Annotated in this window: 20 protein-coding genes; 8 read left to right on the plus strand and 12 right to left on the minus strand. The window is 72.4% G+C overall.

Annotation, left to right across the window (positions count from 1 at the left end; translation table 11 throughout):
* Nucleotides 1-52 precede the first annotated feature (52 nt).
* Together ABT232_RS24895 and ABT232_RS24900 are read left to right on the plus strand one after the other, a co-directional pair.
* Nucleotides 53-2,044 (plus strand): SpoIIE family protein phosphatase, encoded by a 1,992-nt coding sequence (locus ABT232_RS24895; protein ID WP_351843529.1) that lies wholly within the window; start codon nucleotides 53-55, stop codon nucleotides 2,042-2,044.
* Between the two features lie 202 nt (nucleotides 2,045-2,246).
* Complete coding sequence (locus tag ABT232_RS24900) at nucleotides 2,247-2,990, plus strand: esterase/lipase family protein (RefSeq protein WP_351843532.1); 744 nt, start codon at nucleotides 2,247-2,249, stop codon at nucleotides 2,988-2,990.
* On the opposite strand, the gene ABT232_RS24905 is transcribed toward ABT232_RS24900, so the two are convergent.
* Both ABT232_RS24905 and ligA read right to left on the minus strand, forming a co-directional pair.
* Nucleotides 2,963-3,655: a maltokinase N-terminal cap-like domain-containing protein gene (locus ABT232_RS24905; protein WP_351843534.1), complete on the minus strand. Its 693-nt coding sequence runs from the start codon at nucleotides 3,653-3,655 to the stop codon at nucleotides 2,963-2,965. The genes ABT232_RS24900 and ABT232_RS24905 overlap by 28 nt on opposite strands.
* A gap of 93 nt (nucleotides 3,656-3,748) precedes the next feature.
* Complete coding sequence (gene ligA / locus ABT232_RS24910) at nucleotides 3,749-5,890, minus strand: NAD-dependent DNA ligase LigA (RefSeq protein WP_450871743.1); 2,142 nt, start codon at nucleotides 5,888-5,890, stop codon at nucleotides 3,749-3,751.
* 802 nt (nucleotides 5,891-6,692) lie between these two features.
* Between ligA and ABT232_RS24915 the strand changes: the two genes are divergently transcribed.
* The gene (locus tag ABT232_RS24915) at nucleotides 6,693-9,170 is read left to right on the plus strand and encodes a glycoside hydrolase family 3 protein (RefSeq protein WP_351843538.1); all 2,478 of its coding nucleotides are present in this window, start codon (nucleotides 6,693-6,695) and stop codon (nucleotides 9,168-9,170) included.
* 131 nt (nucleotides 9,171-9,301) lie between these two features.
* Nucleotides 9,302-10,594, plus strand: a complete 1,293-nt coding sequence (locus tag ABT232_RS24920; protein ID WP_351843540.1) for an ABC transporter substrate-binding protein — start codon at nucleotides 9,302-9,304, stop codon at nucleotides 10,592-10,594.
* Between the two features lie 89 nt (nucleotides 10,595-10,683).
* Here ABT232_RS24920 and ABT232_RS24925 read toward each other — a convergent pair whose 3' ends face one another.
* Nucleotides 10,684-11,241: a TetR/AcrR family transcriptional regulator gene (locus tag ABT232_RS24925; protein ID WP_351843542.1), complete on the minus strand. Its 558-nt coding sequence runs from the start codon at nucleotides 11,239-11,241 to the stop codon at nucleotides 10,684-10,686.
* A gap of 14 nt (nucleotides 11,242-11,255) precedes the next feature.
* A complete protein-coding gene (locus ABT232_RS24930) occupies nucleotides 11,256-11,840 on the minus strand; it encodes a sugar O-acetyltransferase (RefSeq protein ID WP_351843544.1) in 585 nt (194 codons plus the stop codon).
* A gap of 234 nt (nucleotides 11,841-12,074) precedes the next feature.
* Here ABT232_RS24930 and ABT232_RS24935 point away from each other — a divergent pair, with 234 nt between their 5' ends.
* Nucleotides 12,075-12,353: a DUF6355 family natural product biosynthesis protein gene (locus ABT232_RS24935; protein WP_351843546.1), complete on the plus strand. Its 279-nt coding sequence runs from the start codon at nucleotides 12,075-12,077 to the stop codon at nucleotides 12,351-12,353.
* Between the two features lie 55 nt (nucleotides 12,354-12,408).
* On the opposite strand, the gene ABT232_RS24940 is transcribed toward ABT232_RS24935, so the two are convergent.
* The 6 genes from ABT232_RS24940 to ABT232_RS24965 all read right to left on the minus strand — a co-directional run bounded on the left by ABT232_RS24940 (nucleotide 12,409) and on the right by ABT232_RS24965 (nucleotide 18,367).
* Nucleotides 12,409-13,500, minus strand: coding sequence for an MASE1 domain-containing protein (locus ABT232_RS24940; protein WP_351843548.1), 1,092 nt, complete (start codon nucleotides 13,498-13,500; stop codon nucleotides 12,409-12,411).
* A 63-nt stretch (nucleotides 13,501-13,563) separates the two neighbouring features.
* On the minus strand, nucleotides 13,564-14,403 hold the full coding sequence (locus tag ABT232_RS24945; RefSeq protein ID WP_351843550.1) for a PP2C family protein-serine/threonine phosphatase: 840 nt from the start codon (nucleotides 14,401-14,403) through the stop codon (nucleotides 13,564-13,566).
* A gap of 209 nt (nucleotides 14,404-14,612) precedes the next feature.
* Nucleotides 14,613-15,140 (minus strand): ferredoxin, encoded by a 528-nt coding sequence (locus ABT232_RS24950; protein WP_351843553.1) that lies wholly within the window; start codon nucleotides 15,138-15,140, stop codon nucleotides 14,613-14,615.
* A 66-nt stretch (nucleotides 15,141-15,206) separates the two neighbouring features.
* Complete coding sequence (locus ABT232_RS24955) at nucleotides 15,207-16,442, minus strand: amidohydrolase family protein (protein ID WP_351843555.1); 1,236 nt, start codon at nucleotides 16,440-16,442, stop codon at nucleotides 15,207-15,209.
* Nucleotides 16,443-16,544: 102 nt separating this feature from the next.
* A complete protein-coding gene (locus ABT232_RS24960; RefSeq protein ID WP_351843557.1) occupies nucleotides 16,545-17,951 on the minus strand; it encodes an FG-GAP and VCBS repeat-containing protein in 1,407 nt (468 codons plus the stop codon).
* A 146-nt stretch (nucleotides 17,952-18,097) separates the two neighbouring features.
* Nucleotides 18,098-18,367, minus strand: a complete 270-nt coding sequence (locus tag ABT232_RS24965) for a YgdI/YgdR family lipoprotein (protein ID WP_351843559.1) — start codon at nucleotides 18,365-18,367, stop codon at nucleotides 18,098-18,100.
* Nucleotides 18,368-18,556: 189 nt separating this feature from the next.
* Here ABT232_RS24965 and ABT232_RS24970 point away from each other — a divergent pair, with 189 nt between their 5' ends.
* The 3 genes from ABT232_RS24970 (at nucleotide 18,557) to ABT232_RS24980 (ending at nucleotide 21,531) form a co-directional block, all read left to right on the plus strand.
* Nucleotides 18,557-19,654 carry a BtrH N-terminal domain-containing protein gene (locus ABT232_RS24970; RefSeq protein WP_351843562.1) on the plus strand — a complete coding sequence of 366 codons (1,098 nt, stop codon included), beginning with the start codon at nucleotides 18,557-18,559 and terminating at the stop codon, nucleotides 19,652-19,654.
* Nucleotides 19,655-19,664: 10 nt separating this feature from the next.
* A complete protein-coding gene (locus ABT232_RS24975; RefSeq protein ID WP_351843564.1) occupies nucleotides 19,665-20,291 on the plus strand; it encodes a glyoxalase in 627 nt (208 codons plus the stop codon).
* Nucleotides 20,292-20,430: 139 nt separating this feature from the next.
* On the plus strand, nucleotides 20,431-21,531 hold the full coding sequence (locus ABT232_RS24980) for a hypothetical protein (protein WP_351843566.1): 1,101 nt from the start codon (nucleotides 20,431-20,433) through the stop codon (nucleotides 21,529-21,531).
* A 112-nt stretch (nucleotides 21,532-21,643) separates the two neighbouring features.
* On the opposite strand, the gene ABT232_RS24985 is transcribed toward ABT232_RS24980, so the two are convergent.
* Complete coding sequence (locus ABT232_RS24985; RefSeq protein WP_351843568.1) at nucleotides 21,644-22,750, minus strand: DUF2332 domain-containing protein; 1,107 nt, start codon at nucleotides 22,748-22,750, stop codon at nucleotides 21,644-21,646.
* Nucleotides 22,751-22,833: 83 nt separating this feature from the next.
* A complete protein-coding gene (locus ABT232_RS24990; RefSeq protein WP_351843658.1) occupies nucleotides 22,834-23,937 on the minus strand; it encodes a M20 family metallopeptidase in 1,104 nt (367 codons plus the stop codon).
* Nucleotides 23,938-24,117 lie beyond the last annotated feature (180 nt).

The raw sequence follows: 24,117 nt of genomic DNA on the forward strand, positions 1-24,117 counted from the left end.
GGGCCCGCTGTGGCCGCACCACGCCCGCGGCGGTCGTACGGGAGGTGAGGTCGTGCCGGCACCGAAGAAGCGTCAGGACTCCCCGGACCTCGGCGGCCGGCCCGGACCGTGGGAGGAAGCGGTCCTGGAGGCGGTCTTCACCCAGTCCGACGTGGGCCTGCATGTGCTCGACACGGAGCTGCGCGTCATCCGGCTGAACACCGTCGCCTCCGGAGTCCGGGGCATCCCGGCGGATCGGATACTCGGGCTGCCGGCCGCGGAGGCGTACCGCTCCGTCGGGGTGACCCTCGACGAGAACGTGCTGCGCGAGGTCCTCACCACGGGCCGCCCGGTCACCGACTACCTCCTCGTCGGCCGTCCCCCCGCCGACTCCGGCAACGCGCACGTCTTCTCCGCCTCCGCCCACCGCCTCCAGGACAGCTCCGGCTCCGTGCTGGGCCTCGTCGTCACCACCACGGACGTCACCGAGCGGGAACGCGCCCAGGCCCGGCTCCGGCTCCTGCACGAAGCCCGGGAGCGGATCGGTCCCAGCCTCGACGTGGAGCGGACGGTCCGCGAACTCGTCGGCGTGACCGTGCCGCGCTTCGCGGACTCGGTCGTGGTCGCCCTCACCGACGCCGTCCTCAGAGGAAGGGACCCCGCCCTCCAGCCCGCGGACGTGCCGCCCCTGCTGCGCTGCGCCGCGACCGGCAGGACGGACGACGGACCCCCGGTCCCGAAGGCCGGCGGCATTCTGCTCCCGGGGGTCTTCGGGAGCGACGCGGTCCCGCAGTCCGCCGTGCTGTCCGCCTCCCCGACGGGCGGCCCGGCCGACCGCAGGGTGGTGGCTCCGCTGACAGTGCGCGGGCAACTCCTCGGGGCGGTCGCCTTCCAGCGGGCCGACACCGCCGACCCGTACGTCCCGGACGATCTCGAGCTCGCCGACGGCATCGTCGGCCGTACGGCGATCTGCCTGGACAACGCGCTGCGGTTCACCCGCGAGCACATCGTCATGACCGCCCTCCAGGACTGGCCGCCACGGACGGAGCAGGCCACCCAGCGCGCCGTCGACGTGGCGCGGCGACACCGGCCCGGCGGCAACGGCGCCGGCTCCTGGTTCGACCTCATCCCGCTGCCGGGAGCGCGCGTGGCTCTCGTCGTCGGCCAGGTCGAGCACCCGGGCCTCAGCGCGGTCGCCACCATGAGCCGCCTGCGCACCGCCGTCCACAGCCTGACCACACTCGACCTCGACCCGCACGAACTCCTCGCCCGGCTGCACGCCATCACGCTCAGGCTCGCCGCCGAACACGACACCTCCGGCACGGACGACCGGCCGACGGCCCACTGCACGATCGCCGTCCACGACCCCGTCACCGGCAGCCTCGACATCGCGTGCGCCGGCAACCGCCTCGCCGTCGTCGTCCGCCCGGACGGATCCGCGGACCCGCACCCCGTCGGTGACGGGTCCCTGCTCGGTGCCGAGGGTCCACCGTTCGCCTCGGCCTCCCACCTGCTGCCCGCGGGCAGCACCCTGTGTCTCGCCTCCTCGGCGGCGGCGACCGAGGACGGGCCCGCGACCGAAGCCCTGCTGGCCGCCCTCGCCCGCCCGGAGCGCGACCCCGAGACCATGGCGGACGACGTGGAGCGGCTCCTCGCCCCCGACCGCGTCCTGCTGGTCGCCCGCACCCGGCGGCTGCCACCGGACGAACTGGCCGAGTGGGACATCCCCTTCGACTTCGCGTCCGTCGCCACCGCACGCACCCGCGTCGAGGACCGCCTCCGGCAGTGGGAACAGCCCACCGATCCGTTCACCGCGACACTCGTCACCAGCGAACTCCTCACCAACGCCATCCGCTACGGTGCCGCGCCGCTCACTCTCCGGCTCATCCGCAACAACCCCGGCCTCACCGTCGAGGTCAGTGACGCCGGACAGGCCGCACCGCACCTCCGCCACGCCAAAGCCGTCGACGAAGGCGGCCGCGGACTGCTGATCTGCGCTTCCGTCGCCGAGGACTGGGGCGTGCGGTACACCACCCAAGGCAAGACGGTCTGGGCCGACATCTGAGACGGCGGCGGTCCGCCGGAAGCCCTCGCAGAGCTGTGCCGCCGTGCCGTGCTGTGCCATGTCGCTGTGCTGCGGTGCCGCTGCCCCCCGTGCCGCGATGATCCACGTCTTCGCCGCACCGGTGATTTCACCGGTGGCGCCCACGTCCCGCCCCGCGACTCTGTTCGGGTCAAGCACCCGCATCCCTGTCAGGAGGGGCATCATGCGTCGTCGTTCCCCGCGTCGCCTCATCGGCGCTCTCGCGGCCGCCACCGCCGCGTTCACCCTGTTCTCGTCCGCGTCGACGGCCGGCGCGGCCGACACCGCGTCCGCGTCGACCGCCTCCGTCGCGCAGGCGGCGGACGTCGAGCCGCTGTCCACCAGCACGCCGGTCGTCTTCGTGCACGGCTACACCGGCAACGCGTCCAACTGGACCACCGCCATGAGCGTCTTCCGGCTCAACGGCTGGTCCAGCTCCAACCTCTTCGCCTACGAATACGACTCGTACGGCAACAACGTCACCAACGCCCAGGGCCTCGCGGCCTTCGTCAACAACGTCAAGGCGCGCACCGGTGCGAGCAAGGTCGCCATCGTCAACCACTCGATGGGCGGCCTCGTCAGCCAGTACTACCTGAAGGTGCTGGGCGGAAACACCAGCGTCAGTCACCTCGCCTCGATCGCCGGGGCGAACCACGGCACCACCTACGCCGGTGCCTGCCTGATCTACACCACCTGTCAGCAGATGTATCCGGGCTCCTCGTTCATCTCCCAGATCACCTCGGGTGACGAGACGCCGGGCAGCACCAAGTACGCGACCTGGTACTCGGCGTGCGACGGAATCATCCTCCCGTACACCAGCACACGACTGGACGGCGCCACGAACAACGCCGTGGTCTGCCAGACGCACATCGGTTTCCTCACGGACACGGTCGTGCTCGGTCAGATAGCCCGCTTCATGGCCTCCTGACCTCGCGGCTCGCTGTGCAGGACGGCGAACAGGCCCCGCGCCCGTGTGCCGTCCGGCATGCTCCACGAGCCGGCGACATGGCCCGTCGCCCGCGGCGGCAGGGAGAGCGCGGTGTCGTCCGGTGCGGGGCGCAGGACGCGGTGCAGGCGGAGTGCCGGGCCGTGCGGCGCGGACAGTTCGGTACCGTCCTGGTCGTCAGTGGCGCCGAGGGTGAGGTTCGCGAGGCCGGAACCGTCACCGGTGCAGGAGCGGGTGACCTCCCGGTCGGGGGTGTCGCTGGTGTTCTGGTCCTGAGCCTGGGTCCGGCCCGCGATCAGCGCCAGCAACTGGGAGACCAGCACCGGGTCGTGACAGCCGTCGTAGGCCCAGCGCCGCCCCAGCACACCGTGCTCCATGGTGCCGATCAGGGCGTGCTCCGCACCGGCGAGCGGGGCGCCGCGATAGGTGAGCGGCACCAGGTAACCGGCCGGGTGAGTGCCGGAGACATCGGTCACGACCATGAACTCGATGCCGACCTCACCCCGCGGGTCGTCCAGCCGGAAACCGCCGGCCTTGGCCAACTCCGGTGTGCCCGCGCCGCCGGCGTACCACGGCCGGGAAGGCAACCAGGCGGTCAGCAGTTCCAGCTTGCCGGGCCTGAGGGCGGTGTGGTGGATGACGGCCATGCCGGGGATCCTCTTCCGTTGGGCGGACGCGACGTCCCTACTCTCCCATCCGCGCGGCGTCAAAGGATCCCCGTCCTCATCCGGCGGCGGCGCTCACTCGATGAAGTCGGCGACCAGTACGGCGAACTCGTCCGGAGTGGCCAGGCGGACACCCAGGGACTCGGCCTTGGCCCGCTTGGACCCGGCGCCCTCCCCGGCGACGACGAGACTGGTGTTCTTCGAGACGCTTCCCGAGGACTTTCCGCCGGCCCGCTCGATCAGTTCGTTCATCTGGTTGCGGGACAGACTCTCCAGCGGCCCGGTCATCGCCCCGGTGACGACCACCTTCATCCCGGCGAGCGGGCCCGCCTCCGCGGCCACCTGTCCACCGGTCGCGGCGGTGTCCGCGGGAGCCCCCGCGGCAGTCCCTGCGGCGGTCTCCGTGGCGGGGGAGGGCGGGGTGGCACCCGGTTCCGTCATGGTCAGACCGGCGGCCGCCAGGCGGTCTATCTGGTCCGCGAGCGCGGCGAGTTCGGCGACGATGACCGGCGCCTTCTCCGTACCGATCCCCTCCACCTGCCGCATCGCGTCCGCGTCCGCGGCACGGATCGCGTCCATGGTGGCGAAGTGCCGGGCGATACGGCGGGACATGGACCGGCCCGTGCCCCGCACCCCGAGCGCGCACAGCACCCGCGACAGCGGCCGCCGCTTGGCCGCGTCGAGGGCGGCCAGGAGGTTGTCGGTGCTGGTGGCCCCCATGCGGTCCAGGCCGAGCAGCTGATCGCGGGTCAGCCGGTCGAACAGGTCGGGCAGCTCGGTCACGAGACCCGCCTCGACGAGCTGGACGACACGGGTGTGGCCCAGGCCCTCGATGTCCAGCTGGTCGCGGCCCGCCGCGTAGACGAGGGAGGCGACCAGGTGGCAGTTGCGGCCGCGTTCGCACCGCCACCGCTGCTCACTCTTGTCGATGGCCGAGCCGCACTGCGGGCAGGCGCTCGGGAACGCTATCTCCGTCTCGTCGCCGGTGCGCAGGTGCGCGACCGGAGCCTCGATGCGCGGGATGATGTCACCCGCCTTGTACACCATCACCTGATCGCCGAGGAGCAGGCCGCGGCGGGTGATGTCGGCCGGGTTGTGGAGGGTGGCGTAGGTGACGGTGGAGCCGTCGATCACCACCGGTTCCAGGACCGCGCGCGGCGCGATGATGCCGGTGCGGCCGACGTTCCATTCCACGTCGACCAGTCTGGTCATCTTCTCGACGGCCGGGAGCTTGTACGCCACCGCCCAGCGCGGTGCCCGCGAACCATTGCCGGCCGCCTGCTGGTCGGCCGCGTCGTCGGCCTTGACGACGATCCCGTCGATGCCGAACGGCAGCTCCGAGCGGAGCGCGGCGATCTCCCGCACGCGGTTCAGGACCTGCTCGGCCGTGTCGACGACGACGCCGGGAACCCGGGTGGTCGCCGGGGTGTTGATGCCATAGGCGGCGGCCCGGTCCATGAGCGAGCCGTGCGCGGCCCGCACCAGTTCGGCAGCCTGCTGTTCCTCGGTGCCGGGCAGGGGCAGCAGTCCGTAGCCGAAGAACGTCATCGGCACCGAGTAGGCACGGTCCCTGGCGCGCAGCGTGCCCGCCGCGGCGTTGCGCGGGTTGGCGAAGGGCATGCCGCCGTGCTCGGTCCGCAACCGGTTGGCCTGCTCGAACTGGGCGTTCGTCATGAGGACTTCGCCGCGCACCTCGAGCGTGACCGGTTCGGTCAGCTGCTCCGGGAGGCCCTCGATGGTGCCGATGGCGTGGGAGACGTCCTCTCCGGCGCTGCCGTCGCCGCGGGTGATCAGCCGGGTGAGGCGGCCGCCCTCGTAGCGGGCGGCGATCGCCAGGCCGTCGAGCTTGGGCTGCACGTTCCAGCGGGCCACCTCGTGTCCGACACGCCGCGCGAGGGAGGCCGCCCAGGCGGTGAACTCCTCGTCGGAGAAGACGTTGTCCAGGCTCAGCATCGCCACCGTGTGCGGCACATCGCCCTCTACCGCTCCGCCCGCGACCTTGCCGGTCGGCGAGTCGGGCAGCACCTGCTCCGGATGCTCCGCCTCGTACGCGGCGATGGCTCGCGCCAGGCGGTCGTACGCGTCGTCGTCCAGCGGCGAGGTGCCGCCCTGGTAGTACGCGGCCGCCGCGGCGGCCGCCTGCTCGACGGCCTGGACGTAGGCGGCGGCATCCGGCAGCTGGGCAGCGGAAACGGTGGGAACGGCGGAAGTCGTCATACCCGCCATCTTGCCGCCCACCACTGACAATCCCCCGGGACGGCCTCGGCCCAGCCCAGCGCGGTCACACGCCCGTCCGGCGGCGGGCGGGGAACGGTCCCGGGCGGGCTCGGGGCGGCCGGAGCGGAGAACAGCGCGATCGGCCCCGGCGACAGCGCCTCACCCGCTGCGGCCGGCGGCGTCACGGCGCCCGCGTCGAGGTGATGCAGGCAGACGCGCAGGGCGCGTCGTAGCCGCTGGTCCCGGTCCACGACCGACGCCCGCGAGGCCGCGGGGCCCCGCCGACGCGGCAGCGGTGCGGTGAGCCGGGCCAGGACGGCCGCCGCCGCCTCGACGTCGACCGGGCCCGGAACGCGACTCCCCGCCTCCCGGGAGCCTAGGGCTTCGCCCGAACCAGCGGACGACACCGCCTCCTCGGTCCAGCCTCACAACCGGGATTTCCAGACAGGCGCATCACCGTCATAAATGCATTCCATCCACCAGCTCGATGGAAAAGGCGAACGCCCGCGAGTTCAATTGAAATTCAACGTGAATTTCAATCGAAACAGACTCGTTCTCGCAGGTCAGATGGCCTTTTCTGAGGTGGTTCATCGAAGGGTTGACCCGGTAGGGAACAAGCCATAACTTTCAGGCTCGGAGCTGCCGTCGGGACACGGCAGTGACCCCGTCGAACGAACGCAGGGCGCAATTTCCGTCCGCCCACCCCGTCAATCCGTGGCCGACCGTGAACACCACCCCAGGTCGGCCGCGCCCCTTCGCGGCGGCCCGTTGAGCGGTCGCCACACTCGTCCGGAGAGCCGTTGTGAACAGACGAACCTTCCTCTCTGCCGCCACCTTCACCGCGTTGGCCGCGAGCATGGCCCCGAGCGTGAGCCCGCGGGCGGCCGCCGCCTCCGGCACCGGCCCGCACGAACGCGCCGACGCCCTGCTCGCCCGTATGACGGCGGCGGAGAAGGAAGCCCTCATCCGGTGCGACTTCGCCGCCGTCGCGCACCTGGGCATACCGGCGCTGACGATGGTCGACGCCTCGGCGGGCCTGCGTGGCGAGAGCGGAGTGACCGCCTTCCCCGTGCCCGTCGCCCAGGCGGCGACCTTCGACGAGGACCTGGCCCGCAGGATCGGCGAGGCCATCGGCACCGAGGGCCGTGCCAAGGGCTACAACAACATGCTCGGCCCCACCGTCGACCTGACCCGGACCTGGCACTTCGGCCGTCAGTCGGAAGGCATGGGGGAGGACCCGCTGCTCGCCGGGCGGCTGGGAGCGGCCGTCACCACCGGCATGCAGAGCCGCGACGTGGCGGCCACCGTCAAGCACTTCGCCGCCTACACCCAGGAGACCAACCGCTTCTTCACCGACACCAAGGTCTCCGACCGCGCCCTGCGCGAGATCTACCAGGCCCCGTTCCGCCACGTGGTCGCCGCCGCCCCGACCACCTCGGTGATGATGGCCTATCCCAGGATCAACGGCACCTTCGCCACCCAGAACCCGTCCCTGTTCGACGACTTGAAGAAGGGCCTCGGCCTCCAGGGCTACACCGTCCCCGACTTCTGGGCCGGTGACGACCAGATCGCCGCCGCCCGGGCCGGCATGGACCTCGCCGGACTCGGCCCCGCCGGCGTGAAGATCCCGGCAGGTGCCCTCACCGGCGGAGCGATACCGGACGCACGGCTGCACGACGCCGCCCGCCGCATCCTCGTCACGATGTACGCCCACGGCCTCTTCGACCACCCCGTGCCCGCCCCGGCCGCCGACGTCAGCACCCAGGAACACCGAAACCTCGCCCACGAAGCCGCGGTCGCTGCCACGGTGCTGCTCGCCAACCGCTCCGCGGCACTCCCGCTGCCCGGCTCGCTGAAGACGCTGGCGGTCATCGGCCCCGCCGGCACCGACGCCTTCACCGGCGTGGCCGGCTCCACCTACGTCGACCCCGGGACCTGGACCACCCCGCTCCAGGCCATCCGCGACCGGGCCGGCACCTCCGTCAAGGTCACCCACGCACAGGGCAGCAAGGGAGACCTTCCGCTGACCCCGGTCACCTCGTCCGTGCTGCGCGACACCTCCGGCGCGGCCGGGCTGACCGCCGCCTACTACGCGGGCGCCGAGCCCACCGGCACCCCCCTCGCCACCAGGACCGACGCGACCGTCGACTTCACCACCGCGCCGGTGCAGAACCTGCCCGCCGTCTGGTCGGCGAAGTGGACCGGCACCCTGGTGCCGACCACCACCGGCCTGCACCGCTTCTCCCTGCTGCCCGCGGGCACCACCACGCTGAGGATCAACGGCACCACGGTCGTCTCCGGCACCCGGCACAGCCGCCGCTTCTTCCTCGGCCCCTTCGACTATCCGCTCCAGGGCGCCATCGAGCTGACCGCGGGTCGCGCCGTCTCCGTCGAGCTGACGTACACCAACGCCACCGCCGACACCGGAGCCTGCGGCCTGACCCTCGGCTGGCAGCCCGAATCCCTCATCCCCGCCGCCGTGACGGCCGCCAAGGCGGCGGACGCCGCCGTCGTGTTCGTCAACCGGGTCGCGGGCGAGGACATGGACCACGGACAGCTCGACCTGCCCGGCGACCAGAACCAGCTCATCACCGCCGTCGCCGCCGCGAACCCGCGCACCATCGTCGTCCTCAACACGGACGGACCCGTCGCCACACCATGGCTCGGCGACGTGGAAGCCGTGATCCAGGCCTGGTACGGCGGACGCGGGATGGGCACCGCGCTCGCCGCCGTCCTCTTCGGCGACAGCGACCCCACCGGCCGCCTCCCCGTCACCTTCCCCGCCGACGCCACCCAGGGACCCGGCACCAACGCCGCCGCCTACCCCGGCACGAACGGCACCGTCACCTACGACGAGGGCATCGCCGTCGGCTACCGCTACTACGACGCCAAGGGGCAGCAACCCCGTTTCCCCTTCGGCCACGGCCTGTCCTACACGACCTTCGCCCACGGCTCCCTCGAAGCCGCCTACGATCCGGCCACCCGGAGCGTCAACGTCGCCGTGACCGTCACCAACACCGGCTCCCGCAAGGGCACCGACGTCGTCCAGATCTACGCCACCCTGCCCCGGGCCGCCGCGGCCGAACCGCGCCGCCTCGTCGCCTTCCGCAAGGTGACGCTCGCCCCGGCGGGCACGGCCCGGCTGACGTTCACGGTCCCCGCGCAGGACCTGACCGTCTGGCAGTCCGGCGGCTGGACCCTGGTACCCGGGTCGTACACCTTCGCGGCGGCCCGCACCTCCCGTGACATCACCGCACAGCGGGCCGTCACCGTCGGCTGACGGCCACCAGCGCCCCACTCTCACGGCCGCCGACCGGCCCGGCCCCGCCGGCCCACCGCCGACCCGCCCCGACCGGCCGGCGGCCGTGAGACCCACGCCCCATCCGCCCCACCCCTGCCCGGAGACCGCTCGTGCCGCGCCCCACCCGCCTCCTCGGCCCCCTTCTCACCCCCTTCCTCGTCCTGACCCTCCTCCCGATCACCGGCTGCTCCTCCGAGGCGAACGGAGGGACCGGGGCGGACGGCGGCGCGGACGCGGAACTGTCCGTCATGGCGAACATCACCGACAAGTCGTCGATGGACAGCGTCGTCGCCGCCTTCCGGCGCGAGCACCCCGGCATCGAGGTCACCCTCACCTTCGCGGACACCAACACCCTCCAGAAGCGACTGCCCCGGCAACTGCGCTCCGGCAAGGGACCCGACGTGTTCACGGTGTGGCCCGGCAGCGGCAACCCCGCGTCCGTCACCGCGCTGGCGGCGGACGACCTCCTGGAGGAGCTCAGCCTGCGCCACTTCAACCTCGACCTGCCCGAGGGCGTCCGGCCGGTGACCGTGGCCGAGGACGGCGGCACCTACGCGGTGCCGGTCAACTTCAGTGCGATCGGCGCGATCTACTCCACCGCCGCCCTGGAGGCCGTCGACGCCACGCCACCCACCACCTGGACCGAACTGCTCACCCTGTGCGACACCGCTCGCGGCCACGGCAAGGTCCTCTTCGCCCTTGGCAACGAGACGCCATGGGTGCGGCAGCTGATCACCTACGCCCTCGTGGCGACGACCGTGTACGCCGGCCGGCCGGAGTTCGACGAGCAGATGGAGTTCGGCCGCACGACCTTCGCCGGGTCGGAGTGGCGGACGGCGCTGCTCAAGTACCTGGAGATGGAGGAAAGAGGCTGCTTCAACTCCGACCCGCTGCACACCGGTTACGAGGACACTCTCGACGAGGTGACCTCCGGCCGTGCGCTGGGCGTCGTCCAGGTCGCCAGCACGCTGTCCGCCCTGCGCGCCGCGGACCCCGACCTGGACCTGCGGATGGCGGCACTGCCGGCCACCGACGATCCCGGCGACACCCGCATGCCGGGCGCCGTGTCGGCCGCGTACGGCCTCAACCCCGGCAGCCCGCACCGCGAGGCCGCGCTCGCCTTCATCGACTTCCTCGGTTCCGAACAAGGACAGAACCTGTACAACCGGTCCGGGGCGACCCTCCCCGCCATCCCCAACTCGTCCTTCGCCGTGGACGCGGCCATCGAGGAGGTGGCCGAACGCCAGCAGTCGGGTACGACGGTCCCGTTCATGGACCAGCGATGGCCCAACACCGCGGTGCAGCAGGTGCACTTCGAGCAGATCCGGTCCCTCTTCGCCGGCACCACCGACGTCGACAGCGCGCTGGCCGCCCTCGACCGTGCCTACCGAGAGGGCGAGTGAGGCCCGAGGCGGTGTGCCGCCGCGGCCGGTGAGCGAGCCACGGCGGGAACCCGTGCGACACGGCGGTCAGGTCCGTGCCGCACGGGCGGCTAGTGGGTTCCCCGGTCAGCCGTGGTGATGCGGGTGACGGCTTCGAGGGTCAGGGCGCGGTCGTGGGGTTCCTGGGCCAGAGCGCGGTGCAGGGTCAATCCCTCGATGAGGGCGTCGAGCTGGCGGGCGGTGTCCGGGTCGAAGTGCTTCTCCAGGTGGGCGCGGCTGCGGGCCATCCACTCCTGGGTGAGTTCCCGGTAGGCGGGCTGCCGGGCCGCGAGCGTGTACAGCTCCTGGGTGAGGACGAGGTCGCGCTGGGCGCCCTCGGACAGCGTGTGGATGAGGTCGGCCACGGCCGCCCGGGCCTCGTCGCGGTCGGCCGGCGCGCTGAGACGGGCGTCGAACAGGGCGACGATGTGCTCCGTGAAGCCGCGGAACGCCTCGCGCAGCAGCTGGTCGATACCGCTGAAGTGGTAGGTCATCGAGCCCAGGGGTACGCCGGCGCGTGCCGCGATCTTCCGGTGCGAGACACCGGCGACACCTTCGTCGGCGATGAGGTCGAGGGTCGCGGCGAGGATGCGCTCGCGCCGCTGGGGGTCGGTGTGTCCGGTGGCCATGACCGAGGGGCCGTTCAGAGGGCGCGGACCGGGCGCGCGGGGTTGCCGACGGCGACGACGTTCGCGGGCACGTCCTTGGTGACGACGGCTCCGGCGCCGATGACGGAATTGTCCCCGATGGTCACACCGGGCAGCACGATGGCGCCGCCGCCGAGCCAGACGTTGTCACCGATGACGATCGGCTGCGCGGCCTCCAGCTTGTCGCGCCGTGGCTGCGGCTCCAGCGGGTGCGTCGGCGTGAGCAACTGGACGTTGGGGCCGATCTGGCAGTCCTCGCCGATGGTGATGGCGGCGACGTCCAGCGCCGTCAGGTTGTAGTTGACGAAGGTGCGCGCCCCGATGGTGATGTTGCTGCCGTAGTCGACGTACAGGGGCGGCCGTACGTGCGCCTCCTCGCCCAGTGAGCCGAGCAGCTCGGCGAGCAGCGGCCGGGCCGCGTCGGCGTCCTCGGCGTAGGCGGCCAGATAGCGGGCCGCGAGGCGCACCGCGTGCTGCTGGCGGCGGGCGATCTCCGGGTCGTCGGCGATGTAGAGGTCGCCCGCCAGCATGCGCTCCAGCTGGGTGCGCGGGTCCTCGGCGAAGTAGTCCGTCGTCGGCATGCGTACGATCGTACACTCCAGAGTGTACGGACGTACACTCCGCCTCCTTCCGCGCCCTGCGCCGGTCGCTTCCGCGTAGCTCGCCGCCGTGCTTCGCGCCTACCCGAAGTGATGGTTTGGTCCCGTTTTGACCGCTCTTACGAGTGAGATCGGCGGCTCTTCCCCGCGGTTTCCGCGACGCTTTCACCGCACCGCCGGAACGTCCGGCGTTCGATCTTCTCTAGGAGCAGCTAGATGACGCTTCGTCGTGCCCTGGTGGGCGCCCTCAGCAGCATCGTCCTGGGACTCGGCCTGCCGCTGGCCACCGCCCCGGTCGCTGCCGCGGACCCCTGCGGGTTCTACGAAACCGGGTCCGACTCCTACTACAACCACTGCACCGGCGACGGCTCCCGCGTCGTCATCGAGGTGGAGGTCTGGGGTCCGAACTACGAGCGGTGCGTCGGCCCCGGCCGTACCTGGCTCGGAGCGGCGGACGAGATCGACGGCGCGTTCTACACCGGACGGACCTGTTGACCGTCGTGTAGTCCCGTCGGGAACGCGAGAACGGGGCGACGGCCTCGCCGTCGCCTCACGGGCTCCCGGGGCCGGCGCGCGGGCCGCCGCCGGCCTCCGGAGGGCCGTCGCGGTCCCGGGGCAGGCCGTCCTCGTCCGCCGGTGCCCGGCCGGGCGGGGCGGCCTCGCCCGTCGGTGTCCGGCCGGGTGGGGCGGCCTCGCCCGCGGTGAGGTGTTCGAGGACCTCGACCAGTTCCTGGCAGGCGCGCTCCACCGAGCGCCGGGTGTTGAGCTGCTCGATGATCACGGCCGACAGCAGCAGGGCGGTCAGGGCCATGGATCCGTTGAAGACCTGGAGCTTGATCATCACCTCGACCCGGGTCAGCCGCGAGAACGGTCCGGTGCCCTCGGTGGCCGCGAGGGTGGCGAGGACGGAGGCGAACAGTGCGCACAGCACGCTGCCCGCCAGCTGGAAGCGCAGGGCCGCCCAGATCAGCAGCGGGTAGATGAGGTACAGCAGGCTCAGCCTGCTGTACGTGGCCAGCGGGACGATGGCGCAGGCGGCGGCGACCAGGACCAGGGCCTCCTTCCAGCGGGCCGGGTCGGGCGCGTGGTGCGCCTCGCTGAGCAGCAGCAGGGCCGGGGTGACGAGCAGTACGCCCATCGCGTCGCCCACCCACCACGCCAGCCAGACGGGCCAGAAGCCGTCCGCGGTGAGCTTGCCGGTGAGTATCAGAAGGCCGACACCCACCGTGGAGCTGATCAGCATCGCGGCCAGCGCCCCGAGGAAGACCAGGGCGACGCCGTCCCGTAACCGGCTCAGATTGGTCCGGAAGCCCACTCTGCGCAGCATGAGGTAGGCGCAGACGGGCGCGACGGTGTTCCCGGCGACGTTGCCGAGCGCGGAGGGCCGCAGCGAGGTGAGGGACAGGACGACGAGTAACGCGCCGAGTGCGATACCCGGCCAGCACCGCAGGCCGAAGACGAACAGCGCGGCCAGCGCGACGCCGGTGGGCGGCCAGATGGGCGTGAACACCGCGTCGCCGACGGCGAGCTGGCGCAACAGGCCCAGCCGTCCCGCCGCGTAGTAGCAGGCGGCGACGGCCAGCGTCTGGAGACCGTAGACGACCGCTCGGCGCCGATCCTGGGTACGCACCACAGCAGCCATCACACACCGGCACCGGCCGTTCGGCGAGGCGGGAGGACCCGTGCACCGCCCTTTGGCTGATCTCTAGAGGTGCGGGGTGTACGGGGCGAGTCTGTCGCGGCCGACGACGAGCACGGCGGCGTCGTCCGCGTGGCCCACCCGCTCGGCCCCCTTGATCACCGCGGTGGCCAGCGAGGTCACCTCCATGCCGGCGACGGCCGCGACACCCGCGAGCCGCACCACATGGTCGAGACCCTCGTCCAGGCTCAGCGCGGGCCCCTCCACCACCCCGTCGGTGACCAGGACGAGGACGTCACCCGCCGAGAGGCGGTGCTCGGTCACCTGGTACTCGATCTCCGGAAGCACGCCGAGGGGTGGTCCGCCCTGGTCGTCGGCGAGGCCGGACTTGCCGTCCGCCGTGGCCCAGACTGACGGTATGTGCCCGGCCCGCGCGCTCTGCAGCACGCCGGTCGAGGGGTCCAGACGGATGAACGTGCAGGTGGCGAAGAGATCGGTGCCGAGCGCGAGCAGCAGGTTGTTGGTGCGGGTGAGGAGTTCCCCGGGCTCGCTGGTGACGGAGGCGAGAGCGCGCAGTCCGACCCGCACCTGCCCCATGAAGGCGGCCGCCTCGATGTTGTGCCCCTGGACGTCGCCGATGGACAGCCCGACACAGCCGTCGGGCATCGTGAACGCGTCGTACCAGTCTCCTCCCACGCTGAGGCCGTGATAGGCGGGCTGGTACTCGACGGCCAGGTGGAAACGCCGGACCACCGGCAGGACGGCGGGGAGCATGCCCTGCTGGAGGGCGACGGCCAGCTCCACCCGGGACCGCTGGAGCTCCGCGCGCTCCCGGGCCTGCGCGGTCAGCGCGCCGAGCCTGGCGAGCAGCTCGTCGCCGTCGTCGGACGGGCGCTTGCGGGACATTGATCACTCCGGCCGGGTGCGGCGGTCCTCTTGATGGCCCTCTTCCCGTGAAGAAGATTGCGGAAGCTTGCTACGAAATGTCGTATCAAATTTCAAGATTCTACCCCGGCGAGTGCGTCCCGGCGCGCTGAGCGCGGTGGAGGCGGGGCGGGCCTGGTGCGGGTGCGGCTGCGGGCCCGGAACGGGTGCGGGTGCGGATGTGTGTGCGGCTACAGCCGCGGCAGGCGGTCCGTCGGCGTCGGGGCGCGGCGCTCGTCGAGCCAGAAGAGATAGAGCCGAAGGTGGCCGGCGAGTTCACCGTCGAGGTACGCGGCGTAGTCGAGGGCCGCGGCGGCCGTGTCCTGGCCGGACTTCTCGTCATCGGCCTCCCAGGCGGCGCGCCGCTCGATGAGGTGCTCCCGGACCCGGCCCCGGTCGCGCCACCACTCCCGGACCGTCGCGGGCGTCCAGTGCTCGTCCCCGTCGCAGCCGTAGCCGCCGTACGGATCCTCTCCGGCGGCCGTCACGAGTTGCCGGAGCTCGTCCGTCGTCCGAGGCTGACGGTAGACGTACTCGGTGAAGTGCTCGCCCTCGTAGAGGACGAGCCCAGGGGCGTGGATGCGGCCGGTGCCGCAGTTGTCGGTCTCCGCCCCGTAGAACGGGCCGGGCACGTTGAGCCACTTCCTGTCCGGCCACCGTCCACCGAACGATGTGCGCGCGTCACCCAGGAGCGGCACCGGATCGAAGTAGAGCTCCATGGCCGCAGGGTAGCCGCACCGATCGGCGCGCTTCGCAAGCTGTTCTCGCGGCGCACGTCAGCACGTTCACGGTCGATCCCGCGGCTCGCCGGCGGCACCGACCCACACGCCGGAGACCGACACCGCCACGGGTTCGGCCAGCGCGGCCATGTCCCGGAGCGGGTCGCCGCGTACGACGAGCAGGTCGGCGTCGAGCCCTCGGCGGAGCCGGCCCTTGCGGTCGGTGAGGCCGCAGGTGTCCGCGGCGAGCGACGTCGCGGTGGCGAGCGCGTCGTCCGCCGGAACGCCACCGGCGACGAGATCGGCGACGGCCGCGCGGAGGATGCCGTGCGGCTTGACCGCGTTGATGCCGCTGTCCGCGCCCGATACCAGCCGCACACCGGCACGACGCATCCGCGCGGCCGTCCGCTGCCGCTGTCCGAGACCGATGCCGAAGCGCTCCACCAGCGCTCGCACCGGCGGTGGCGGAACGCCCTCCGCGGTCATACCGAGCGTCGGGCATACCGCAGTGCCCTGCCTCGCCAGGCGTTCCAGCAGCTCGTCGGTGATGCGCACCCCGTCGGCGGTCAGACAGGAGCAGTGCTCTACGCCGTCGGCCCCGGCGTCCAGGGCCTGCTCCACCGCGGCGAGGGCGTGCGCGTGCACGGTCACCGGCAGGCCCGCGGCGTGCGCGGTGTCGACGACGATCCGGAGCTCCTCCACAGTGAACTGACAACGTGTCACATCCGTCCCCGGAGTGAACGCCCCGCCGCTGCCCATCACCTTGACGACGTCGACGCCCCGCTCGACCCGCTCACGCACCGCCGCGCGCAACTGCTCCGGGCCCTCGACGGCGCCGCCCATGAACGCACAGTGCCCACCGGGAGTGGTGATCGGCGGTCCGGCGGCGACAATCGTGGGGGAGGGACGGCTCGCCGCGCCGGGCGCGCCGGCCAGATCGCGGCGGCGGACGACGGACCAGTTCCGGTCGCCGAGGTCGCGCACCGTGGTGACGCCCGCCGCGAGCTGGCGCCGCAGGGAGTCCTCGATGACCTCCGCCAGCCGCGCCTCGCCGTCCGTGGCCATCCGGTCCAGTCCGCCGTCGTGACCGTCGGAGCCGAGATGGCAGTGCATGTCGAACAGGCCCGGCAGCAACGTCGCCCCGGGGAAGTCCCGCGACCGCCAGCCCTCCGGGACCGGCGCGCCCGCGGCTTCGACGCCGACGATCCGGCCGTCCCGGACGAACACGGCCGCGCCGTCGGGCAGTACGCGTTCGCCGTCGAAGACGCGCGCGGCGCGGATCACCTGGCGTGCGGGCTGCATGGGGAACCTCCTGCGGCGCTCTCGCCGAGGAGCGTATCCACGCGAAAGGCCCTTGAAGCCCCCGCGCCCGCACGCCCCACTCGAACCGAGCCGTCCGGCCGTCTACTCCAGCGACGCCCCGAAGGCCGCCTTGCGGTACGGCGCCGCCACCGCCCTGCCCCCGTAGACCGCCGTCCCGTCCGTCACGACGCCCTGCGCCCGGCCGCGCAGCTCCCACACCGCGCCGTCGCCGGTGTTCTCGCCGACCGCGGCGGCGGCGAGGTCGGCGTGGCCGTCGCCGTCGAGGTCCGCCAGCCGGACGGCGCTGCCGAACGCGTCGCCGGCCTCCGCCGCACCGGGGACGCCCGCCGTGTTCTGGGTGAACGCACGGGCACCGGTGCCCGTGGGGCCGCTTCCGGTGCCGCGCAGGACGAGGACGGCACCGGCGCCGTCCTCGTGGCCCAGCTCCTCGCCGGGCGCGCCGACGGCCACGTCGCCGATGCCGTCGCCGGTGACATCGCCGACGGCGACCGAGGCGCCGAAGCGGTCACTGCTCTCCAGGCTGCCCGGGACGCCGGGGGTGTCCTCGCTCAGCGTCGTCCAGCGGCCGGCCGGGGCCACGCCCGCCGCCGAGCCGGGGGCGACCCGGACCACCGACTCGTAGGTGTCGCCGACCAGGACGTCGTCGTACCCGTCACCGTCGGTGTCACCCAGCGCGATACCGCCGTCCCCCGGCGGAACGGCGCCTTCCTGCGGGGCCAGGCCGTCGGCGCCGGCGAGGTAGAAGCGCGGGCCGTAGGAGCCGTCGCCCAGGTACACGTTGAGGGCGAGATCGTCCCGGCCGTCGCCGTTCACATCCCCGACGGAGCCGTCGCGGACGTCGCGGTAGGTGAAGTAGGCGGCGTCGAGGGCGCTCGCACGGGCGGGCTTCCCGGCCCGGCTGACGGGACCGGACCACACCGTCGCGGTGCTGCCGACCGGATCGTCGCCCTGAGCCGGCTGGGTGCGGAACAGGACGAGGTCGAGCCGTCCGTCCCCGTCGAAGTCGCCGGTCTCGGTGCGGGAGGCGGGGATCGACGTACCGCCGGACAGACCGCGCGATCCGCCCCACACGACGACCGCGTCGGACGCCTTGCTCCTGGTGCCGATCACGAGGTCGGCGAACCCGTCCCCGTTCAGATCACCCTTGGAGACCTGCGTCCCGAAACCCTGACCGCCCCCGGGACTGCCCGGAACGCCGCTCGTGGCACGGCTGATGACGGACCGTCGGATCGCCGAAGCCACCTGCGGTCCGCCGTACCGCACCACCACGTAACCCGCCGCGGTGAGGCCCCCTACGGTGGCCCCGGGTGCGCCGACGACGACATCCTCGTAGCCGTCACCGTCGAAGTCGTCGTGAACGGCGGCGTGATGACCGCTCTCCGCACTGGCCGAGACACCCGTCGCGGCCGGCGTGTCCGGCGCCCCCGGGCCCACGACCACCATGCCCGCGATCAGCGGCACGGCCAGATACGAACTGACTGCGATCACGAAGGACGCCTCCCTCACCACGACGACACCTGCACCCACAAGACATCCGGCAGCGCCCGGAGGTTGTGGTGGAGGGCAGGCATTCGCCCCGGCGCACGTGCCGGGCCGGGCGGTGAGGCGCCCTTCAACTCACCTGAGGGACAAGCTCACTTCGCGTTCCGTTCCGGCAGCGTCGAGTAACGATCGGGCCCCGGTGTGCGGCCCTCCGGCGGGTAGTCGCAGTCGAGGCTGGCTATCTCGTAGTCGGCGCCCTCGTTCTGTTCCTGGTCGACGACGACCGCCGCGGTGCAGGCGCGCCCGTGTTCGTCGGTGAAGGTGACGATCTCGCTGTAGTCGGTCGGGGTGCTGCATCCCGCGAGCAGCAGCGCCGCGACCCCGGCGATCATCACCGAGCCGATCTTGCCCAGCCGTTTCATCCGTTCCCCCTGTACGTCGTTCTCGCCGCCCGACGCGGCGATCGCGTGCCAACGTAGCCGCCTGGAGCCGTCCGGTCACCGGGGCGGCAGCGGTTCGGCGGCTCTCGGTGACACAGCGGGAGCGCCACCGGGCCCGTGTCGCGAGAGACTGAGGACCCGGCCGACCGTCCCCGTCCAGGAGAGCTTCGTATGACCATGGTGAAAGGCATCGAGGTCCGCGCCACGCAGCACTGCGAGACGACCGCCTTGGGCGTGCTGCTGCGGCATCAAGGGCTCGACCTCTCCGAACCCATGCTCTTCGGCCTCGGCTCCGGCCTGTCCTTCGTCTACTGGGACAGCAAGAACATGGGATTCCCCTTCCTCGGAGGACGGGTCAAGCCGTTCGAGCTCACCAGGAACCTCGCCGCCCGGCTCGGCCTGGAGCTGGACGTCCAGGAGACCACCTCCCCGCGCCGGGCCTGGGAGAACGTGGTGACCTCGATCGACGCCGGCCACCCCGTAGGTCTGCAACTGGACAGCTACCACCTGGACTACTTCACGTCCAAGGTGCACTTCGGCGGCCATGTCGTCGCCCTCTACGGCTACGACGAGCGCGACGCCCACCTCGTCGACACCGATCAGCAGGGCGGAACGGTGACCACCAGCCTGGCCAGCCTCGCCGAGGCCCGTGCGGCACGCGGCCCGATGACCGCCAAGCACCGCTCCTTCACCCTCACCGTCCCACCCGGCACGCCCGCTCCGTACGACCGGATCATCCCCGCGATCACCGCCTGCGCCGACGCCTTCCTCGCCCCGCCCATCGCCAACCTCGGCCACCGAGGCATCGAGAAGGCCGGCAAGCTGGTGCGCACATGGCTCCAGCGGACCGACGACCCGCGACGGGACCTGCCGCAGGCCGCCCTCCTGATGGAGAAGGCCGGCACCGGCGGCGCCCTGTTCCGCAACCTCTACCGTGACTTCCTCGCCGAGTGCACCCAGCGGATCGACAGCGGCCACTTGCGCACCGGCCACGAGCTGTACACCGAGGCGGCCACGCTGTGGACGGAGGCCGCCGCACTGATCACGAAGGCCGGTGAGTCCGCCGACGCACACCACCTCGCCCAGGCGGGCGGCCTCCTCGGCGACATCGCACGCATCGAACGTGAGGCCATGCACGCGCTGAGCTCACCCCGGCTGGGCGCGTCCCGTCCGTCCTGGACGGATCTCGCCGCGCCGCCGGCCGGCAGCGCGACGCGGTCCTCGTTCCGGTCAGGAATGGAGAAGCCGCGGAGTGGCCGCCGCGACTAGCGTCTTCGTCATGACCTCCATCGAATCCGTCACCCTCGAGGTGGCCGACCTCGCCGCCGCCACCCACTTCTACACCACCGCCTTCGGCCTGGGCAGCGCCGTACGCCTGCGGGCCTCCGAGGCGCCTACGACCGGCTTCCGCGGCTTCACGCTGTCGCTCGTCGTCTCCCAGCCGGCCGACGTCGACGCCCTCGTCGACGCCGCCGTGGAGGCCGGCGCGACCACGCTGAAGCCCGCCGCCAAGTCGCTCTGGGGCTACGGGGGCGTCGTCCAGGCCCCGGACGGGACGATCTGGCAGATCGCGTCGTCCTCGAAGAAGGACACCGGCCCGGCCACTCGGCAGATCGACGAGATCGTGCTCCTGCTGGGAGTCTCGGACATGGGCGCGACCAAGAAGTTCTACGTCGACCGCGGGCTCACCGTGGCGAAGAGCTTCGGCAGCAAGTACGTCGAGTTCGCCACCGGCTCGGGTCCCGTCAAGCTCGCGCTCTACAAGCGCCGCGGTCTCGCCAAGGTCGCCGGCGTTCCCTCCGACGGCACCGGATCGCACCGGCTCACCATCAGCGGCGACGCCGGTGCGTTCACCGACCCGGACGGGTTCACTTGGGCGACCGCGTCCGAGACGGCGTCACTGTGACCGGACACGGCCGGAGCCCGGCGTGCCGCATCCCCCGTGCTGCGCTTCCGTCCTGACGGCCTCTCAGCCGCACCGGAGCGCGTACGCGCTCCGGCACCCCGATGTACTCGCCCCACTCGTGACGCGGCACGATGACCGCATGAACGAACAGCGGGGAAGCAAGGAGACGGAGCCGGTGCCGGTGCCGGCGCCGGAGACGGAAACGGAGAACGAGTCCCTCGGGGATCTCGCCCGACGACTCGTCGCGGCGGACACCGGTGGCTGGTCGCCGGACGGAGTGCGGGCCCTGGTCGCCGGGCTCGGCTGGACCTGGAGCGGGACACCGGACGATCCCGTGGTGCACACCGGCCGGCCCTCGGGCGACGCTCGCCTCAGGCCCGTCGGCAGGTACGAAGAGCGTTACGTCGGCGGCGAGTCGTACGTGGAGCTCGCGGTCCCGGTGGCGAGCGCCGCACCGGACGCCGCCGCACAGGCCGCCGCGTTCAGGACCGTCAGGGAGGAACTGACCGCGGCGCTGGGCAAGCCGTCGATCCTGGGCTCGCACGGCGACCTCGGTCCCTTCTACGACAGCGGACCGCACTGGGGCGCGCCCTTCACACGCTGGCGCGGAAGGCCGGACACCTTGGAGCTGCGCGCCGGCAAGGCGGGCCCGGAGCTGGTTCTCCAGCCCACCGGTCCCGCGGAGAACTGGTTCTGGCGACAGGGCATCGGCGAGGAGTACGCGATCAGCGGCTTCTTCGGCAGCAACCAGGACCAGGCCAACGTCGGCCTCGGCTTCCCCGGCGGCTGGAAGGCCCGCAGCTGGGACACCGTCACCGGGACGCTGGGCAGCTTCCTCGGAGCGCTGCCCGCCGAGACCACCGCGCTCGGCATCAGGATCGGAATGCCGTTCTACGGACGCACCGACAGCGGCGCACCCATCCTGTTCGAGGTGACGTGCGGTGACCGGTTGTCGATCGGCTGCTTCGCGCCGGACGGCGTCGATCCGGCCGCACTCGGCTGGGGAACGGTCGCCGAACACCCGGCCACGGCGTCGGTCTTCGACGACGACGATCCCGTGTGGCGCGTCGACGGAGGCGGGCCGGGCGATCCGAAGGGCACCGCACTGGCCGAGCTGATGGTGGCGACGGCCAGGGCGGTGGGAGTGAGCGAACCGACCGATCTGATCGTCGGCGGCGAGGCCGAGTACGTCGACGGCTACCACGTCACCTACTACGGGCTGGGCCTGCCGACGGGCTGACCAGGCGTATGAGAACGGCTCAGCGCTGGGCCGGCGTGCATGAGATCGGTTCAGCGCTGGGCCTGCGTGCATGAGATCGGTTCAGCGCTGGGCCTGCGTGCATGAGAACGGCTCAGCGCTCGGCCAGCCACGCCAGCAGGCGGCCCCGCGACCAGCAGCGGCCGATGGCCTCGGCATGCCGGGCCGACCGGTCGAACAACGCCAGGCCGATGATGCTGTGGCCGGAGGCGGGGCGGTCGCCGAGGGTCGGGATCGCCGGCGCGACTCCGACTCCCTCCGCCGACACCCACGCCACCGGCCGGTCGGCCGCCGCCTCGCCGAGGCGGTGCAGAAAGCGCATGCGGCTGTCACGCGGGAACCGCGACAGCGCCCATGTCGTGATGACGACGGGCAGAGCTTCCGCGGGGACACGGGCGACGGCGTCGGGCAGCACCTCCACCGCGTCGCCGCGCAGGAGCAGCGGAGGGGCTGCCGCCGCCAGCGCGATCTCCGCTTCGAGCCGCGCGGCCCGCTCCGGCAGGTCCGGCTGATCCGGCCACAGGCAGGCGCGCAGCCATCGGACGTCGTCCGCGTCGGTCACATCGAGCGGTTCGAGGTCGACGCCGATCCGTGCGACGACATCGGGGATCGCCTGTGCCGGGACCGGCGGGTCTCCCACGAGGGAACACGACAGCTGCACGGGGGACGACGGGTCACCCAGCGACAGCCCGTCGCCGTACGTGATGCCGACGCGATCGACGTCCAGATTGAGCGCGGCGGAACACCCCACGTCGATCAGCCCCACCGCGGGCGCGCCCACCCGTCGGGCCGCCTCGGCGACGGCCGGATACAGCACGGCGTGGCGTCCGGTCTCGTCGGGCCGCGTCCTCCGCCGTACGGCGACGGCCGCGACCTGATCGGTCAGGCGCAGCAGCGTGTCGACGGCCGCGCCCGCGGCGGCGTCGGCGTCCCCGGCCGCATAGGCCGCGGCGAGCTCCGGGGCGTGTCCGGCGAGGGCGAGGTCGTGCAGCGCGGCGAGGATCACCGTGGGGTGCCGCCTGCGGGCCGGCACCGCCTCGATGGAGCGCAGCGCCTCGCGCGACTCGCTCAGGGCCACGGCGACACGCTCGTAGAGGGACGACGTTCCGGCGGCGTCGACCTCGCCGAAGCGCCGGTACATCTGGGCGAGTCTGCGGGCCCCGCCCTCGGGCGCGGCGGTTCCTGCGGTCGGCTTCGGCACCTCGCAACCCTACGCGGCTACGCGAGGCCGGGGACGGTCAGGAACACGAGCCGGCTCGGCACGGTGGGGACATGGCGGCCGCTTCACCGCGTGAGGTGATCGATGAGCCGGGCGAGCAGACGGGCGCGCGGGACCATCCACGCGACCTCGACGTACTCGGAGTCCGCGTGCGCGCCCGCACCCACCGCGCCCAGGCCGTCCAGCGTCGGACAGCCCACCGCCGCCGTGCAGTTGCCGTCCGAGGCGCCGCCGACGGCGATGCCGCGCAGCGGTTCCTGGCCCAGCTCCGCGGCGAGCCGGGAAGCGAGGGCGAACAGCTCGGCGGAGGACTCCGGTTCCATGGGCGGCCGTTGCCTGCCGCCCAGGACTTCCAGCCGGGCTCCGGGCGTCCGGGCGGTGAGCCCTCGCAGGTACGCGTCGACCCGGTCCTGCGCCGCCGATGTCGGCACGCGCACGTCCACCGACACCCGTGCCGTCGCGGGAACGGTGTTGCGGGCACTGCCGGCCGTCAGCAGGGTGGGTGTGACGGTGGTGTGGCCGAGGCCGGAGGGCGCGGCACCGGTGCCTCCCGTCGAGGCGCCGAACGCGGCGATGGACAGCACCTGATGAGCCGCCTCGACCGCGGCGTTGACCCCCTTGTGCGGTTCCTGACCCGCGTGCGCGGCTCTGCCCCGCACGACCACCTCGTAGCGCGAAGTGCCCTTGCGGGCCGTCTTGAGCGTGCCGTTCGCGTCGGCGGCCGCCTCCAGCACCAGAGCGGCCGTGAGTCCTCGCGCCGACTCCTCGATCAACTCCCGGGAGGTCGTGGAGCCGACCTCCTCATCCCCGTTGATCAGCACGCACACGCCGTCGGGGGAGGGCAGGGAGGCCAGCGCGTGGAGCATCTGGACGAGGCCCGCCTTCATGTCCAGGACCCCGGGACCGCGGGCGATCCCCTGGGCCACCGACCACGGGTGGTTCCGAAGCGAGCCCATGGGCCACACCGTGTCGTGGTGCCCCACGAGCAGGACCTTCGGAGTGCCGAAAACCCACCGCAGGTGGGTCACGCCGTCGGTCACGATCGTCTCCGGCTCGGTCCCGAGCAGTCTCGTCCCGAGGCCCGCGACCACCTCGGCGCTGCGCGCCACCGCCTCGTGGTCGGCGGAGAAGGACTCGCAGCGCACGAGCTCCTCCAGATCGGCCAGCATGGCCGGCAGCGAGAACACGTCCTTCCGGGTCACCGCTCTCGCTCCTGCTCAACTCGCGTTCCTGGCAACATATTTGCTCCCCCTCGCGTCTCATGGGTCATGGGTGCGGCGGGGCCGATCCCCCGTGACCCCCGTGATCCCCCGCGATCGCCCCCCGGGTCCCTCACCCCGCGATCGCCC

The sequence above is a fragment of the Streptomyces sp. NPDC001532 genome (assembly GCF_040298625.1).
Lineage (GTDB): Bacteria > Actinomycetota > Actinomycetes > Streptomycetales > Streptomycetaceae > Streptomyces.